This window comes from Paenisporosarcina sp. P5_A11 (genome assembly GCF_056400705.1).
In genome coordinates this window covers 16,475-32,210 of sequence record NZ_JBFUKT010000020.1, presented here as the reverse complement: position 1 = coordinate 32,210, position 15,736 = coordinate 16,475, and the positions used below count along the sequence as shown (strand labels likewise).

The window sequence follows — 15,736 nt, the reverse complement described above, 5'->3', positions numbered from 1 at the left end:
CTATTGGGAAATTCTCATATTAGATGTACCTTAAAGAAGTTTTGGAAGAGTAATCAAAAAAAAGAAGAATGGGGAAGTGACAACGTCATTTCTCCCATCCTACTTTTATTCAATGAAATCTTATTTTGTGAAGTTATAATATTTTATCAAGGAAGTCTTTGGCTCTAGCTGTTTTAGGTTGGCTAAAAAATTCAACTGGGTTGCCTTCTTCTAGTAAAACACCGTGATCGAGGAACAGAATGCGGTCTGCAACTTCACGAGCAAAGCCCATTTCGTGGGTTACCACGACCATTGTCATACCGGATTTTGCGAGATCTTTCATGACGTCCAAAACCTCTTTTACCATCTCAGGATCTAGGGCTGAAGTTGGTTCGTCAAACAACATGAGTTCAGGTTCCATCGCAAGCGCACGAGCGATTGCGACACGTTGCTTTTGGCCACCAGATAAACTATTTGGATAAGCTGCTTCTTTCTCTGATAAGCCAACTCTTTTTAGCAATTCACGAGCTTTTTCCTGAGCAACTTGTTTATTCACACCCTTCGCTTTCAAAGGCGCATATGTTAAGTTTTCAAGTACTGTTAAGTGAGGGAATAGATGAAAATGTTGAAATACCATTCCTATACGTTGACGCATTTTGTTTACGGGTGTTTTTGAATCGGTTAAGTCCTGTTGATCAAACACTATTTTTCCAGAGGTCGGTGTTTCCAACATATTCATGCAACGGAGAAACGTAGATTTTCCAGAGCCTGAAGGACCAATGATAGAAACGACTTCACCTTGGGCAATTTCTGTAGAAATATTACGTAATACTTCGTTGTTGCCAAATTTTTTGGTGAGATTATCAACTTTGATCACTAACCTTCAACCTCCTTTCAAGCACTTTACCAATCGTGGAAAGACCAAAGACCATAATCCAATAGATTAAACCGACGAAAAGCAATGGTTCAAAATTTCGATAAATATCCGCACCGACCACTTGTGCACGACGCATTAAATCTAACACGGAGATGGTTGAAACAAGTGCCGACTCTTTTGTTAGTGTAATCACTTCATTCATTAGTGATGGTAGAATATTTTTTAAAGCTTGCGGTAAAATGATGTCTTTCATCATTTGTCTATAAGGAACACCCAATGCCATGGCCGCTTCTGTTTGCCCTTTATCCACAGCTTGAATCCCAGCGCGAATAATTTCGGAAATGTAGGCAGCAGAGTTCAAACCAAAAGCTAGAACAGCTGATAGGAATGGTGATATATCATAGCCGGTCAGTTGAGGGATGGCGAAATAGAAGGTCATTAACTGAAGAATTAATGGTGTCCCTCGAAAAATGGAAGTATAGGCAATAGCAAACCAATTTAAAGGTTTTATATTACTAATCTTACATAAGGCCAAAAGTGTCCCTAAAATAAATCCTACGATTAATGCAACTGCAACAAATTTTAACGTTACCCAAATTCCTTCTAACATAAAAGGAATATAAGGCGTGATTTGACTAAAGTCTAAATTCATGCCTTACACCTCATTTCTATATTTTTCTATCAATTTGTATTCTCAATCATATAAACGGAAACTTATGACTTCTTACTCTTCGCTTAACCATTTGTCTTTCATTTCTTGAAGTTTTCCATTTTCTTCTGCTTCTTTCAAGACAGCATTAACCTTTTCTACTAAATCACTGCCTTTAGGGAATGCAATACCCATTCCTGGTGAACTTGTAGTCGGATCATCAAATCCTTCTAAATCTTGTTCAGTGATATATCCTTTTGCAACAGCTTTATCCATATAAGCAGCATCAATGCGGTTTGACAGTAACTCTTGGATTAATACGTTTGCGTTATCAACAGCTTTGATTTCAATATCAACGGTTTCAGCCTTAATTTTTTTAGCACCATCTTCTTGAATAGTCCCAAGTTGAACGCCAATCGTTTTACCTTTTAAATCTTCAATTGATTTAAGCTTTGAATCTTTTAATGTAATTAACATTTCCCCAGAATGGTTATATTCAGTGGAGAAATCAACGTTCTCCTTACGTTTATCTGTAGCGGACATACCGGAAAGAACCATATCAACTCGATCATTTTGCAAAGCGCCAATTAAACCATCAAATTTCATATCATTAATTTTAAGTTCGTATCCTAATTCATCTGCAATGTAGTTGGCTAGATCAATATCAAAACCTTCAAATTCACCAGCAGTGTCTCTCGATTCAAATGGCGGGAAGTCTGCCGAAGTAGCCATTTCTAACACTTTTTTGTCACCAGTATCTGCTGTATCTTTGTCTTGTGCGTTATTATCTCCACATGCAGCAAGTAACATCGTTGCTAATGCAAGAGATCCAATTAAATTCCATTTCTTCATTGTGTATAATTCCTCCCCAGAGTGTATGTTTATGCGTTAAGGGAAGTGTATCACTATTTTTATAAGGTGTGAAGCATTTTTATACAAAAAATAAAAGTTGTAATTTTCTGAATTCTTTTGAGTTTTTATGCATATGAAAGGTTTGATGGAATTAGTTTTATTGTACTAATGTAGTGGTGTGAAGACAAATATATATTGATCAAATATATTATGCCCATTCAAGTGATGTTTTCGATCATTCATTCATTGTTTCTGCCCATTCTTTTAACATTTTCGCCCATTCAAAAGTATTTTAGACCGTTCAAGTGATGTTTCCACCCATTCGCCTGGAGACGGACACTTCTTCTTCTCCATAAACACACTCTCAATAGAGAACGATCTTTCAATGTTCAATGAATATGGCGTTGAATAACTACTGATATTACGGGATTAGACATACACTTTAGGAAGAAGCACTCTAAAGGGGGATAGGGGTAGAAGGATATAAGGTTTAGTTACATAGAAATATCGAATAAATGGTAGAGGATGATATAAGTCTTTAATATTGAAAAGGCACTTCTGTTTATGATTGTGTTACGACTTTTTGGAGGTAGTCTCGAGGTAACAGCTGCGTTATTAATGCTGAAATTTAATGATTTAGAAAAAGCTTTTTATATCAATACGTTACTAGCCTTAGTAGGTCCTTGTATATTAATCCTTACAACTGGAATCGGATTAGTAGGCCTAGCTGATAAAATCCCATTAACAAAAATGATTTGTCTCTTTAGTGGAATCTTGCTCATTCTGTTTAGTTTGAGATCCAATTGAAAGAGTGTGTCATACAATATCTCAATGAATATAAGAAAAAGGACCAATTCAGTTAAAATAACTGATTGGTCCTTATTTTTATACATGTAATATACAATTTTTACAGTAAGCTTATTCACTTGTCACAGATTGAATAACTTTTTGTCCGTCGATGATGACATAAGAAATAGTGATTTTTGTGCCTTCTTTTAAGTCTTCAAAATCAGGTTTTACTACTTCAGATAATCTCATGGCTTCCGGTTCATTTTGTTCATTTGTCACTTCAATTGAGTTTAAATCCTGAAGTCCTACATAGGTAACAGTAGCTTCCTCCACTTTTAATTTCCTATTTGTTGAGCTTGAATCATCATTTACCGGTCCGTCCCATATCACTTTCGTAGATGCTTTCCAATCCTCTGCCTCATTGGCAGTTGACCATGCATTAAGCGTATAAGTTCCTGCTGGTAATTTAGATAGACCTTCTGTTGCGTCAATTTCCATCTCTAAGATTTCGCCGGGTTTTAGTGTTTTTTCTTGTAACATTTGTGTATACATCTTGTTTTTTGAATCTTGATAAACAACCGTTCCTTCACTATCAATTAGTTGATAATCGAAAAACATTGAACTATTCATCGACAAGGTAACATCTTCTGTTTTATCGTTTTTAAGTTGAAATATATATTGATGATTTCCATTCACTTCTTTTGTAAGCGCCGGAACAATAGAGCCAGCTACAATTCCATTATTTTCATTCTCAGAGCCTGTGTTGGCATCTTCATTTTCAGTTGTGTTTGCCGCTGTTCCACAACCTGCTAAAGCGATGGCGATAACCGCTGTCGATAACACTTTCACAATCTTTTTCATCCTATAGACCACCCTTCATTTATACCAATTAGACCGTTTAATATGGAGAAGAGTTACACTTAAATCTAATAAATTATGGAAAAGGCGGATGAAATTGCATTTTCAGCCGCTTTATATGTAAATCAAGATGACGCTTCTTGCAGGGTGTGGCATTTGAGATTTAGTTCGTTGCTGTTTTATAGTAGGTTTATTGTATAAGGATATTGAGGGAGGAAAGTCGATGTATCGAAAATCTCAGTATGTTTTTCAGGAAGGTAAGCCAGTTTTAGCGATTGTACGTAATTATGGTGTGGATGATTTTGATGGCTTGATTGAGATTCAACGGGAAAGTTTCCCGCCACCTTTTCCTTCCGAGTTGTGGTGGAATCGGAAACAACTGTTGAGTCATGTGAAGCACTATCCGCAAGGGGCTATTTGTGTAGAAATTGATGGTGAGCTTGTGGGGTCAATAACAGGGTTATTGGTGGATTTCGATTCGGAAAATCCCTTGCATACATGGGAAGAAGTAACGGATTCAGGATATATTCGTACGCATCGGCCAGAAGGTAAGACTTTGTATGTTGTCGATGTTAGCGTTAAGCCTGCTTTTCGTAAGTTGGATCTTGGAAAGCTTTTGATCCAGTCAATGTATATGCGAGTGGTTGAGGATAGGTTAGACCGTGTGCTAGGGGGAGGACGAATGTCTGGATATCATCTGCATGCAGATGAACTTTCGCCAGAGAGTTATGTGGAAGCAGTCGTGGCGGGAGAGTTACGAGACCCGGTCATTTCATTCTTACTACGATGCGGTCGAACACCAGTCGCGTTGGTACCGAATTATCTGGAGGATGAAGAGTCATTGAATTATGGCTTGTTGATGGAATGGAGAAATCCGTTTATAGATTGAGGGAAGTGCAAAGAAAAGGACCCTTCCGCTGAGGAGAGGTCCTTTCAATCATGTGGTCTTCAACGAAATCAAGGCTTCGTGAATCATTTGAAGTTTCGTTTCGACGCGATGCATTAAATAGAAGGACACGAAAATCGGAAATCCTACTTCTTGGATTACGGTCAGCCACTCGCTCATAAGTGGTTCCTCCTTTCCAAAAATGGCTGCGCACAAAGTAACTTGTGGCAGCCATTTTAAAAATTATAAAAATGTATCGACTACGATTAAAGTACCTGTCTAGCTCCAAGCGTCAGCTCGCACCTCAGCTTGGGTCCACAGGATGTGGGTCATGAAGGCGTTGCGACAGGACGTCGTGAACCTAGCCTTCCATAACCAGGCGAAAGTAAGCTTTCGCATCGTTTCTTGTTCCTGAGGTTACTCGTCGCAAAGGGAGCCTTTCCAGCGCCAGTGTCGAGCTAGAGTGGCGCTTTCCGCTTTTCTCCTTATAATTCAGTTACGGTACGTTCAACAATACGAGATTGGTAAGCAGAGACAAGATTCGCACCATCTACGAAGAACGCGTTGCTTGCGAGTAATGCTTGCATGCCATTGTTAACTTCAGCAGCAGTTAAGTCCGCGCGAGGCTCATCAACAGAAATTGTGTACTTTTTACCTTGAGCTGTATCAAACAGCATTTCTAATACTTTTGCCATTGGTCATTTCCCCTTTCTAATTAGTTTTGGATGTTTCCAGTTTCAAGCTTTTCAGCAGCAAGTATTGGTCGGGAAGAGAATCCAGACAAAATATTTACGATCTCCCACAATTGATCACCAGTTGCGCTTTGCTTCACGTTTCGGTACGTTGAAGATTTCTTGATCACCTTACCATCAAGTGTCAAACCTGCATCAAACGTCAAACGAACCACGGCTTGCTTAAAGTCGATGATTGCCATGTTTACCACCTCCTTTCATTGCTTATATAGAAAGGGGGGATGAAAAAGTGGACAGTTTAAGGGACATATAACAGATTTGTCAAAAAAATAAGGAATAATCCAATGTCTTGAGGTAAAATAAGGAAATCTATATTTGTCCATTTATGGAATGAAAGATAAAGTGCAAAGCAGCTATTTAACAGTTTCTATATCAGAACCTATGAAGGAGGGAAATATGATCAAGAAGAAGGTTACTTGGATTGTGGGGATTACTTTAAGTATACTAGCCATCTTTTTAGTTAGTGGATGGGTATTGGTTAAACAGAATATGGATATATTGTTCAGTATTTATTTTGATACTGATCAAGAAAAAAATATGGGTTTCTTTACGGTGCATTATCAAAAGGGTGATGAAGCACTTGTAAAAAGATTGGAACAAGTGTTGCCGGAGATTACGGCACAACAAAAACGTTGGTTTAATCAATCTGAAGTTGAATTGGCTAAAGCAGATTTAGATATTTACCTGTCTACTGAAATTAAGGAATCAGACGCTGCATCTGATGAGGGAGGCCTCTATAAGCCGATGTTTGAGATGATACATTTGAATAAGAATTTTACGATTTCAGAGCTTGAGAATGTTTTTAGTCACGAATTAGCTCACTTTTTTTTCGTGAAATATGTGGATAATCTCAAGGTAGATGTAGATGACATTCCTAACTGGGTTCATGAAGGGATAGCGATGTCCTTTGCACAACGAGTATTTCCTGAGCGCGTTGAACAAATATCAGAAGTAAAGCCATTGATGGAGATGGAACAAATTAAAACGGAAGTTGGATCCGAAGGCTACACCTCGAACAATTATTTTGAAATGCTGTATTCCATAGAATACTTAATTTATCAACATGATGAAAAAATCATCACAGAACTCGTAAAGGAGACGAAAAAAGAAAAGGATTTCACACGTGCATTTACAAAATTGACTTCACTAGATTTAGATACATACCATGAAATGTTTGAGTCCAATATGGAGAAACTCAGAGAGTTTGAGGATTTAATGCTAGTAGATGAGGCAGAAGCGGAAAAACAAATGCTTTCATACATGGAAGAGAGAGGAGAATATTTTAACGAAGCAATTTATTTATATAGTGATTTAGGCGATTTATATGTGAATCAAGAGCGATATCCAGATGCCCTACGCATATTGGAAAAGAAGCTTTTGTATAACGATGAAGCTTCGATTTATCTTCAATTATCGAAAGTGGCTTCACATGTCGATAAAGAAAAATCACTGGTCTATGCAAAAAGTGCGGTAGAATCGGCAAAGAGATACGATATGAATGTAAAAGCATTCGAAGACTTTTTAAAGGAACAAAAAGCTCTCCTGCAAATTAATTAGTCCGTGTCTGTTTCTAAAAAAGTACTGGGTAAGTAGAGACAGGATTTGCACCGTCTACGAAGAACCGTTGCTGGCGAGTAAATCCTGCATGTCACTATTCATTTCAGGACCAGTCAAGTCTCTGCGGTGTCCACTGAAATAGAATACTATTGCCTTCAGCTGTATCAAACAGCATTTTTTATATTCTTATGAGCTATTTACAAAAACGACCGATTCCCTTCGGCATAATTGACGTGCTTCGGGAGAGCTTCACACCACAATATATCCTTTGATAACCATCTTTCCTTCGCACATTCCCTCAACTTTAAATCCATTTGTTAGCTGTTCAATGTGTAAAGTGACTAACTCTCCAACGTAGACAGGCGATAAAAACGCAAGTTCATATTCTTTTGGGAAATAGGTCGATGTTAACAGTCCGTTTGATAAGACACTCCACACTTTTGCAGTAGTCAGCATTCCGTGAACGACTTTACCAGAAAAACCATACTTTTTCGCATAATTTTCATCCAAATGGATCGGATTATGATCGCCTGACAATTCAGCGTATCTTTCAACTTCTTGTTCTGTTATAAAAAATTGAAGTTCTTTCATAAAAGTTCACCTGACACTATATGTGAAATGCCACTAAAACAAAGATTTCCTGTCGTATCATATAAGAGAAGCGTTTGCTTACTGAATGTATACTTTTTACGCACAACCACATCTGTAAGTGAAATAACTCCCGTATAAGTTTCGTTGATAAACATTTGCTGATGGTTAATACACTGTTGCTTCCTATGAATAACCGGAGGTTTCATCAACCACGGAATTTCGAATGACTGATAAACAGTCATTGGCATTGCCGGGGGAATCGGAATCGTTTGTAAACCGAATTTCCGCGCAGACTCCTCACTTTCATATATGGGATTAGAGTCACCTAGGATTCGGATATATTTTTGTACTTGTTCTTTATGAAAAATGAATGAAGTTTCTTTCGTTTTCATTTAATCACCTCAAATAATACTGCAACACCTAGCCCGCCTGCACTCCCAACAGAAGCAAGTACATAGGTCACGCTTTTTCTTCTTTGTGCTTCGTAAAATAGCCGGGTAACTAGAATTGCACCAGATGCCCCATAAGGATGCCCTGTTGTCAAAGCACCGCCGGATATATTCAGTTTTTCGTAGGGAATTGAAAGTTCTCGTGCGCAGGCTACCATTTTTGAAGCGAATGCTTCGTTTATTTCAAAAAGGTCGATATCCTTAATCGTTAAACTATTGCGGAGTAACAGATTCCTTATTGCAGGAACAGGGGAGATTCCAGGATAATCTGGGTGTATTCCGCTAACTTCACTATCAATAAAACGCAGAACGGGTTTCAAGTTGAGTTCGTTGGCAACTTCTTCTTCCATAACTACAACTGCTGCAGCCCCATCGTGAATACCACAGCTATTTGCAGCTGTAACCGTACCGTGCTCTTTTACGAAAAGTGGTTTCGCACGGTTTAACAAAGTTTCCATATTCCGTTCTTTATGAAATCCCTCATCAGTATTTACACCGTTGAATTGAATAATTTCTTGATTGTATAAACCTTCTCGATAAGCTGCCCAACTTCGTTTATAGCTTAAAAGTGCATAGTCATTCTGCATTTTTTTAGTAATCTTATATTTTTGAGCCACATTTTCTGCGGCTACGCCCATATCAGGATCACCTATGTGGTCAGGAGAAAATCGAGCTCTCTTAGGGTAGGGTGAAGTGCTTGTACTTTCTATCCCTCCTGCGATATAACAAATTCCTGCCCCGCCTTGAATATAATGACAAGCTGTGCGAATTGCTTCGAGACCCGAGCTGCATTGTCTGTCAATCGTAATCCCTGTTACTGATAAAGGAAGTCCTGCTTGGAGTGCGGACAAACGGGCTATATTTCCTCCAGGTCCTACAACATTTCCTAAAATAACTTCATTAAGTTCATTTTCAATTCCCAATGCCAGATGTCGAAGAAGGGGAGCTGCGAGATCATGAGGCTCAACACTTCCAAACATGCCGTCTTTTTTCCCGATTGGTGTCCGTTTCGCTTGTACAATAACTGCTCTCTTAATTCCTTTCCACCTCGTTTTCAATTAACTGTCGGGTTTGTACTCGTGCAATTTTTCCGCTTGTCGTGTGTGGCAACATGTCAACGAAATACCATTTACGCGGTTGTTTATAAACAGATAAATTTACGCGGCAAAGTTTTTTTAACTCCTTTTTGGGAGCATTTCCTTTAATAACGGCTATCGGTATTTGTCCCCAGTACGGATCGCTTACACCCAAGACTGCAACTTCCTCTACCTCCGGGTGAGCCATCAAAACCGTTTCGATTTCTTCAGGGAAAATATTAACCGCACCGAATAAAATCATATTCTTTTCTCTGCCAACTATGTGTAGAAAACCCAAATCATCCATATATCCCATGTCATCCACGGTCACCCAACCGTTTTTATCGTGTATGGATTGAATATCTCTTGAATGTGGATGAATGTAACCAAAAAAAACCATGGAACTTCTGACAAATATTTTCCCGATTTGTCCAGTTTCAACAACCTTCATATTGTCATTTCTAATTTCGAGCTCTACATTATGGCAAGGTTTACCTACCGACCCAGGATGTATTTTATTTTCCTCATCACTTAAGACCGTTACATAACTTAGTTCGCTTGCACCGTAAAACTCAAACATCGATAAATTAAGGAATTGTTCGCGGATCTTCCTCTTTGAACTTTCTTCCCACTTCGCTCCAGATGATATAATCTTCAGCGGTTTGGTAACAAGCCTTTTTTCGGAAAGCATTGCTTCGATCATCGTTGGTACGACATATAAAACCGTAACAGGGAAGGTTTCAAAATATTCCAATACTCGAACAGCTGAAAAATCTTCCATTAAATAAATCGTCCCGCCCAAATACAAGGAACTCACCGCACCATAAAGAAAATGAGAATGAATAAGAGCACCTGGAATAATTACATAATCCGTTTCGTCCACGTGAAAGTCATTGCGGGTACATGAAAAACTAGCAACCCATGAATTATGGGAGCGAATAAAAGCTTTCGGAACACCAGTTGAGCCCGATGTGAAGCCCATATAAAAGGGCGTTTCTCCATCAATTTCTTTGTTCCATGAAGAATCATTTTCTTGGATTTGTCTTTGAGCATCTTCCCAAATGATGATGTTTAAATCCATGTTACTCAGACGTTTGGCCAATTTTTGAGTTGTAATTAAAACAGACGGGGAAGAAACCGCTAAACGTCGATCAAGTTCAGCGGTTTTCCATTTAGCATCAAACGTTGCAGCTACACACCCCGCCATAGCTGCCCCTGTAAATAGTTGTAGAAAAGGGACACTGCTAGGCATGAAAATACCAACTGTTTTATTAGAATCGGTAATCGAGTCCAGCCAATTTGCCGTCCTACAAACGATCTTATGCCACTCTATGTTACTAATCGCATGGGATGTTGTCTGAATCGCAATTTTATCAGGATTCAACATTGCCTGAATTTTATAAGAGCTTGTAATCGTCGTCACGGCAATTCTCCTTTTTTAGAAAAAGGACGGCATTCTTTTGTCCATTATTTAACAACTACTGGTCTAGTGAAGACAGGATAATTCTGGAGTTTCAAAACAATCAAAGAAGCTAAAATTGCTTTTAATGTATCTCCTGGCAAATAAACAAGAGACATTTTAGCAGCAAGCGATAAATCGATATTCATAACGTAAGCCTGTACCGGTATACCAAACGTGTAAAGAACGACAATGCTTACAACCAAGTTTGTGATAAAAATATTTCGGAAGCTTAATTTCTTGAAACGGGAAAGTAAATAACCAATGAAGAATGCAGCAAATGGGTACGCTAACAAGAATCCTCCACTTGGGCCTACAAATACACCCAATCCGCCTCTTCCTCCTGACAAAAGTGGGAGTCCTGTAGCAACAAGTAGTAAGAAGACGATTTGACTCATTGCACCTAAACGAGCCCCTAAAATTCCGCCGGCGAGCAGTATACCAAGGGTCTGTAGTGTGATTGGAACTGGTGTAAACGATAGAAATATAGGGGGAATTAAACCTAATGCCCCCATAATTGCTGCAAATAATGCAACTTGTGTCATTTCACGAATATTCATGTGATGCCTCCAATTATATGTCTCGGTTAGTCAACACTTAGTGTAAGTGCCTCTAATGTTTTGTGTCAACAGAAATATTATTTTAGTTAACGCAAACGAGATAAAAGAAAGTTTAACATGATGAGAAGATCTACATATATGAAAGAAAGGACCTCCCATATGTTAGTCAACTTACGGAAGGTCTCTCAAATTGGTGTGAAATAAAAGTGTATGAAATTAAAAGTTAAAGGGACGTTACTAAAAGCTAGTTGTGTTCCTATTAAACTTCAAAATATAAATGCTTATGATTGCTGCAGGCTGGATTAAATGAACTCTGACAAGAAGGACATGAAGAATTACAAGATAAATATTCATTTACAGTAAGTTCAGTTCCACAAGAACCGCATAAAACTGCCTTTTGATGAAATTGAGCAATTGGCCAAACTTGTGGAGAGCTGCAGCCTAATTCTTCATGACAAGAGAAGCAAGGAAAATACGTATCGCAACAATAAAACTTGATCGCAATACGATCGATTTCAGTATGATAATGAAAGCAACGAGTTTCTTGATCGGTATCGTTTCCTTTTACGAGATGTCCATGAATGAGCATTGGGTAATCTCCTTTTTACGGTGTTGATGTCATTTAACCATAATTTGAACAATGTGTCACACCACCTAGATAGGGTTTTCAGACGTCAACGTTCAAAAGTCAGACGTGAACCGCTATTTTTCAGACGTGAACGCCAAAAAGTCAGACTGAGCGTCCGCTCACTGACAGAAACACCCACAGAGCATAGTGAGTGGGGCCAATCTTGAATGATAGTGATTGAGAAACTTTATAATTGGGCTGCCAATGTGCCTGGTAGCTTTTTCTGTCGGAGACACCTCACTTTACAGATTCCATAATTCTACTATTTCAACTAAATCAATAAAATTACAACTAAACAATCGTTCACCTAAATTCCCAACAGAAAATCCACCAAGCGACAGCGGGTGGATCCATTATAAGAACTTTTCTCTTCAAAATATCACGAATCCAACTTGAATCGTGATTTTATAACTAACAATATGATATTAAAATCTTATTACGGCTTTGGTTGGCAGGTTTTCAGACGTCAACGTTCAAAAGTCAGACGTGAACCGCTATTTTTCAGACGTGAACCGTTTTTTTTCAGACGTCAACGCCAAAAAGTCAGACTGAGTGTCCGCTCATCATGGCAAAACTCGTCCATCTGTCCGCAACGAGCAGGAAAAGACAGGATTCAGTGTCGAAATAGATGTAAAGTAGATTTACGAGGTGATGGGATGAACTGGATAGATGCATTGCAACGATCGATTGATTACCTGGAGAATCATTTGGAATCTCCTTTCAAAATGGAGGATGCCGCAGCGGAAGCCAACGTATCTGTATTTCATTTTCAACGGATTTTTATGGTTCTGACGGACATGAGTGTGATGGAATATGTACGTCGCAGGCGATTGACTTTGGCTGCACAAGAACTTGCATTGACGAACGTGCGTGTGATTGAAGTCGCATTGAAATTCGGGTATGAGACACCGGAAGCTTTTGCGAAGGCGTTCAAGCGGCAGCATGGCATGCCGCCTTCGGAAGCACGCACTTCACAAAAAGGGTTCACTTCCTATAATCGTTTGGTCATCTCTGTACAATTGAAAGGGGCGTTACCTATGAAGGTACGAATTGATGAAAAACAAGCATTACAAATTATTGGTGTTAAAAGAACTTTCTCGTTTGAAAATGGAGAAAATACGCGTGAGATTCCAAAAATGTGGGAAGAGGTACATCAAAACGGTGTGAATGACGAATTGGAATCGATGAACAATGGCGAAGTGAAAGGAATGCTTGGAGTCTGTCGTATGATGGATTCTTCTACAAGTACCATGGAGTATTGGATTGCCACTGCTTATGAAGGAGACGAAGTATCTGAGCGCTATGAACGTTTGGAAATTCCAGCTGCGACTTATGCGATTTTTGAGGTAGTAGGTCCAATGCCTGAAGCAATACAATCGATGTGGGGAAAAATCTACAGTGAATGGTTCCCTTCAAGCTCATATCGTCCAAGTGGCTCGGCTGAAATGGAAGTCTATACGCATGACGACGCCACTAAGGCCGATTATTATTCAGAGATTTGGATTCCTATCGTCAATAAGTAGAAAGCTAACTGTGACAAATCTTTGAAGACTCTATCAATAAAATCACTTGAACAAGACGGTATGTCTGTACTCCTTACCCTTTGACTCTCTATAATAAAAAGGTAGAGATCAGGAGGGGTTATAATGTCTGAAAAACCACTAAAACGGTTTCGTTTCATGGGATTATTGGAAGGTAGTTCACTTCTAATCTTATTATTCTTGGCCATGCCATTAAAATATTTCTTTGGATTTCCGGAAGCAGTGAGAGTCGTTGGTTCGATTCATGGATTTTTATTTGTAAGTTATTGTTTATTCATTGCCTATATGACTTTTATCGTAAGATGGCCGTTTTTGTATAGTGTCATTGCAGTCATAGTCGCTTTCATCCCATTTGGGAATATTCTGTTCGATCGCAAATTAAAAAAATTAAAAACCGTTTAAACACCTTAGGATTTCTTTTCCTATTGGTGTTTTTTTTGTACATATCATCTCACAAGTTTCTGCTACAGGCTTGGCTGAAGCGAAAAAAGTCATGATGAACGAAGATAAGAATCACACAGGCAGTTATGAAGCGGATAAGGCAACCGATAAAGCACTAAAAGAGGGACACGAAGCAGATCCTTATTGATTTATTCATACCTTGGTTATTATCGATTTAAGTGCATATGAATAACCCCCCCTCAATATTAGAAGATATTGAGGGGGGGTGTGTCTATTATGTTGTTCGTTAAATATTCTGAATACCAATTGGCTATATATATCACGACGTGATATAGTCATGTTGTGACATAGTAAAAAAATAGTGAGTGGTGACACGGATGAAAATTGAAAAAATATCAAAAAAATATATTCCAATGACGGAGACGGCATTTTATATTTTATTGTCTCTAACTATCCCTCGCCATGGTTACGGCATTATTAAACATGTAGAAGAATTAACGGTTGGACGGTTAGTTCTTGGATCGGGAACGATTTACGGTACATTGACGAAGATGCAGCGTGATGAAATCATAACGGTCTATGCAGATGAAAAGAGAAAAACAATTTATGAAATTACAGATGTAGGAAAAGAGTTAATGCGTCATGAGATAACTCGATTAAAAGAATTGCATGTGAATGCTTTGATGTATGAGGGGGAATTCAAATGACAACAAAGAAGTGGAGACCGTTGTGGAGTTATGATACAGAGAAGACGGAGCCCTGGTTATCGAAACTCTCAGCACAAGGCAATCGATTGATTAGCGTCAATCGAATCACTCGAATGTTTACATTTGAACAAGGTCCTGCTGAAGATGTTCAATTTCAAGTTGTTTACGATAAATCCAGAAAAACCTTGTCTAAAATTATGACGGAATGCAATTGGAGATTTTTGAAAAACGAAAGTAAAGAAATTACTATATACCCTTCACGTGAAGGACTTCTGAAGAGGAACAGGATTCAATTCTATGCATTGGCTGGACTTGCAATGTTTTGTGTAATGCCATTCTTAATGATGCTCATGTTGATATGGACCTTATTAACAGATATCAATTCTGTTGATTGAACCGAGCCCTTACTGGTGGATTACGGGCTTTTATTTCTTGCTGATCCTATTAGTGTTGTCCCTTGCTATTATTATTACAATTAAGTTAAAGGCGTTTGAACGGAAATACTTCAATTCAGCTGTAGATGATAATGAAGCTTCAGGAAAAACATTTACGAAGTGGAAATTTGGCTGGATGTATGAGCCAGACAAGTTGGAAAAGTGGTTATCGGAGATGGCTGCCGAAGGCAATCATTTGATCCGAGTCGGGAATCCAGCTACCAGATTCATTTTTGAAAAAGGTGTTCCGAAACAGGTATCCTATGTATTAGATTATCAAATAAAAACAACGCCATCATATGCTGGTATTCATAAAAGTGCAGGTTGGCAACTGAAGTACAAATCACCTTATTCGTTTACGAAATACTCTTTATGGGCGCAAGAGTATGCTAAGGGAGAAGAGATACCGAGATTTACGTATGACTCTACAGAGCAGAAATCTCAAGTTCGAAAGGCTACGCTATCTAGTATAGGGATTGTCGTTTATACATTTGCATTTATTGCTTACATTTTATATTTAAAATTAAACTTTCAACAAGAATATGGTTGGGGATTATTCGATAAGTTTATTGTGGTGATATTAATTCTTTCGCTGCTCTCACCATTATTAATCATTCTCAAAACGTTGAAATTTGCAATAAGAATGAGGAAGTTAAAATAATCTAATAAAAGCCATTCCTAGTTTGAATT

Annotated in this window: 21 protein-coding genes; 8 read left to right on the top strand and 13 right to left on the bottom strand. The window is 38.4% G+C overall.

All coding sequences use genetic code 11. The annotated features are described in order from the left end of the window. Positions 1 to 133: 133 nt before the first annotated feature. The 3 genes from AC1DOS_RS05880 to AC1DOS_RS05870 all read right to left on the bottom strand — a co-directional run bounded on the left by AC1DOS_RS05880 (position 134) and on the right by AC1DOS_RS05870 (position 2,357). Entirely contained in the window at positions 134 to 856 is a 723-nt protein-coding gene (locus tag AC1DOS_RS05880; RefSeq protein WP_108584805.1) for an amino acid ABC transporter ATP-binding protein, read from the bottom strand. Next, complete coding sequence (locus tag AC1DOS_RS05875; protein ID WP_108584806.1) at positions 843 to 1,508, bottom strand: amino acid ABC transporter permease; 666 nt, start codon at positions 1,506 to 1,508, stop codon at positions 843 to 845. Before AC1DOS_RS05875 ends, AC1DOS_RS05880 begins: the two co-directional genes overlap by 14 nt. Positions 1,509 to 1,580: 72 nt before the next feature. Further along, positions 1,581 to 2,357, bottom strand: a complete 777-nt coding sequence (locus AC1DOS_RS05870; protein WP_477536743.1) for a transporter substrate-binding domain-containing protein — start codon at positions 2,355 to 2,357, stop codon at positions 1,581 to 1,583. 543 nt (positions 2,358 to 2,900) lie between these two features. Here AC1DOS_RS05870 and AC1DOS_RS05865 point away from each other — a divergent pair. Next, positions 2,901 to 3,164: a YqhV family protein gene (locus AC1DOS_RS05865; protein WP_108584810.1), complete on the top strand. Its 264-nt coding sequence runs from the start codon at positions 2,901 to 2,903 to the stop codon at positions 3,162 to 3,164. 111 nt (positions 3,165 to 3,275) lie between these two features. Here AC1DOS_RS05865 and AC1DOS_RS05860 read toward each other — a convergent pair whose 3' ends face one another. Next, positions 3,276 to 4,007 carry a BsuPI-related putative proteinase inhibitor gene (locus tag AC1DOS_RS05860; RefSeq protein WP_477536742.1) on the bottom strand — a complete coding sequence of 244 codons (732 nt, stop codon included), beginning with the start codon at positions 4,005 to 4,007 and terminating at the stop codon, positions 3,276 to 3,278. A gap of 220 nt (positions 4,008 to 4,227) precedes the next feature. Here AC1DOS_RS05860 and AC1DOS_RS05855 point away from each other — a divergent pair, with 220 nt between their 5' ends. Continuing rightward, positions 4,228 to 4,893, top strand: a complete 666-nt coding sequence (locus AC1DOS_RS05855; RefSeq protein WP_477536741.1) for a GNAT family N-acetyltransferase — start codon at positions 4,228 to 4,230, stop codon at positions 4,891 to 4,893. Positions 4,894 to 4,941: 48 nt separating this feature from the next. On the opposite strand, the gene AC1DOS_RS05850 is transcribed toward AC1DOS_RS05855, so the two are convergent. The 3 genes from AC1DOS_RS05850 to AC1DOS_RS05840 form a co-directional block, all read right to left on the bottom strand. Beyond that, positions 4,942 to 5,070 carry a YvrJ family protein gene (locus tag AC1DOS_RS05850; protein WP_477536740.1) on the bottom strand — a complete coding sequence of 43 codons (129 nt, stop codon included), beginning with the start codon at positions 5,068 to 5,070 and terminating at the stop codon, positions 4,942 to 4,944. 305 nt (positions 5,071 to 5,375) lie between these two features. Continuing rightward, positions 5,376 to 5,585 carry a DUF2922 domain-containing protein gene (locus tag AC1DOS_RS05845; protein ID WP_477536739.1) on the bottom strand — a complete coding sequence of 70 codons (210 nt, stop codon included), beginning with the start codon at positions 5,583 to 5,585 and terminating at the stop codon, positions 5,376 to 5,378. A 20-nt stretch (positions 5,586 to 5,605) separates the two neighbouring features. Next, complete coding sequence (locus AC1DOS_RS05840; protein ID WP_108584818.1) at positions 5,606 to 5,824, bottom strand: DUF1659 domain-containing protein; 219 nt, start codon at positions 5,822 to 5,824, stop codon at positions 5,606 to 5,608. Positions 5,825 to 6,038: 214 nt separating this feature from the next. On the opposite strand from AC1DOS_RS05840, the gene AC1DOS_RS05835 reads away from it, so the two are divergent. Then, on the top strand, positions 6,039 to 7,199 hold the full coding sequence (locus AC1DOS_RS05835) for a hypothetical protein (RefSeq protein WP_477536738.1): 1,161 nt from the start codon (positions 6,039 to 6,041) through the stop codon (positions 7,197 to 7,199). 249 nt (positions 7,200 to 7,448) lie between these two features. On the opposite strand, the gene AC1DOS_RS05830 is transcribed toward AC1DOS_RS05835, so the two are convergent. From AC1DOS_RS05830 to AC1DOS_RS05805, 6 genes are all read right to left on the bottom strand, one after another. After that, entirely contained in the window at positions 7,449 to 7,790 is a 342-nt protein-coding gene (locus AC1DOS_RS05830) for a MaoC/PaaZ C-terminal domain-containing protein (RefSeq protein ID WP_477536737.1), read from the bottom strand. Further along, positions 7,787 to 8,182, bottom strand: a complete 396-nt coding sequence (locus AC1DOS_RS05825) for an FAS1-like dehydratase domain-containing protein (RefSeq protein WP_477536736.1) — start codon at positions 8,180 to 8,182, stop codon at positions 7,787 to 7,789. Before AC1DOS_RS05825 ends, AC1DOS_RS05830 begins: the two co-directional genes overlap by 4 nt. Further along, positions 8,179 to 9,276 carry an acetyl-CoA C-acyltransferase gene (locus AC1DOS_RS05820; RefSeq protein ID WP_477536744.1) on the bottom strand — a complete coding sequence of 366 codons (1,098 nt, stop codon included), beginning with the start codon at positions 9,274 to 9,276 and terminating at the stop codon, positions 8,179 to 8,181. The genes AC1DOS_RS05825 and AC1DOS_RS05820 overlap by 4 nt, the downstream gene beginning before the upstream one ends. After that, on the bottom strand, positions 9,272 to 10,738 hold the full coding sequence (locus AC1DOS_RS05815) for an AMP-binding protein (protein ID WP_477536735.1): 1,467 nt from the start codon (positions 10,736 to 10,738) through the stop codon (positions 9,272 to 9,274). Before AC1DOS_RS05815 ends, AC1DOS_RS05820 begins: the two co-directional genes overlap by 5 nt. A 44-nt stretch (positions 10,739 to 10,782) precedes the next feature. Further along, positions 10,783 to 11,334 (bottom strand): biotin transporter BioY, encoded by a 552-nt coding sequence (locus AC1DOS_RS05810; protein WP_477536734.1) that lies wholly within the window; start codon positions 11,332 to 11,334, stop codon positions 10,783 to 10,785. Positions 11,335 to 11,593: 259 nt separating this feature from the next. Beyond that, positions 11,594 to 11,923 carry a CHY zinc finger protein gene (locus AC1DOS_RS05805; RefSeq protein ID WP_477536733.1) on the bottom strand — a complete coding sequence of 110 codons (330 nt, stop codon included), beginning with the start codon at positions 11,921 to 11,923 and terminating at the stop codon, positions 11,594 to 11,596. Between the two features lie 695 nt (positions 11,924 to 12,618). Between AC1DOS_RS05805 and AC1DOS_RS05800 the strand changes: the two genes are divergently transcribed. The 5 genes from AC1DOS_RS05800 to AC1DOS_RS05780 all read left to right on the top strand — a co-directional run bounded on the left by AC1DOS_RS05800 (position 12,619) and on the right by AC1DOS_RS05780 (position 15,707). Next, positions 12,619 to 13,485: an AraC family transcriptional regulator gene (locus tag AC1DOS_RS05800; RefSeq protein ID WP_477536732.1), complete on the top strand. Its 867-nt coding sequence runs from the start codon at positions 12,619 to 12,621 to the stop codon at positions 13,483 to 13,485. A 123-nt stretch (positions 13,486 to 13,608) separates the two neighbouring features. Next, positions 13,609 to 13,905, top strand: coding sequence for a DUF3817 domain-containing protein (locus AC1DOS_RS05795; RefSeq protein ID WP_477536731.1), 297 nt, complete (start codon positions 13,609 to 13,611; stop codon positions 13,903 to 13,905). A gap of 377 nt (positions 13,906 to 14,282) precedes the next feature. Beyond that, positions 14,283 to 14,612: a PadR family transcriptional regulator gene (locus tag AC1DOS_RS05790; protein ID WP_108584830.1), complete on the top strand. Its 330-nt coding sequence runs from the start codon at positions 14,283 to 14,285 to the stop codon at positions 14,610 to 14,612. Then, on the top strand, positions 14,609 to 15,007 hold the full coding sequence (locus AC1DOS_RS05785; RefSeq protein ID WP_477536730.1) for a DUF2812 domain-containing protein: 399 nt from the start codon (positions 14,609 to 14,611) through the stop codon (positions 15,005 to 15,007). The genes AC1DOS_RS05790 and AC1DOS_RS05785 overlap by 4 nt, the downstream gene beginning before the upstream one ends. A 37-nt stretch (positions 15,008 to 15,044) precedes the next feature. Further along, positions 15,045 to 15,707, top strand: a complete 663-nt coding sequence (locus AC1DOS_RS05780; protein ID WP_477536729.1) for a DUF2812 domain-containing protein — start codon at positions 15,045 to 15,047, stop codon at positions 15,705 to 15,707. The last annotated feature ends 29 nt before the right edge of the window (positions 15,708 to 15,736 follow it).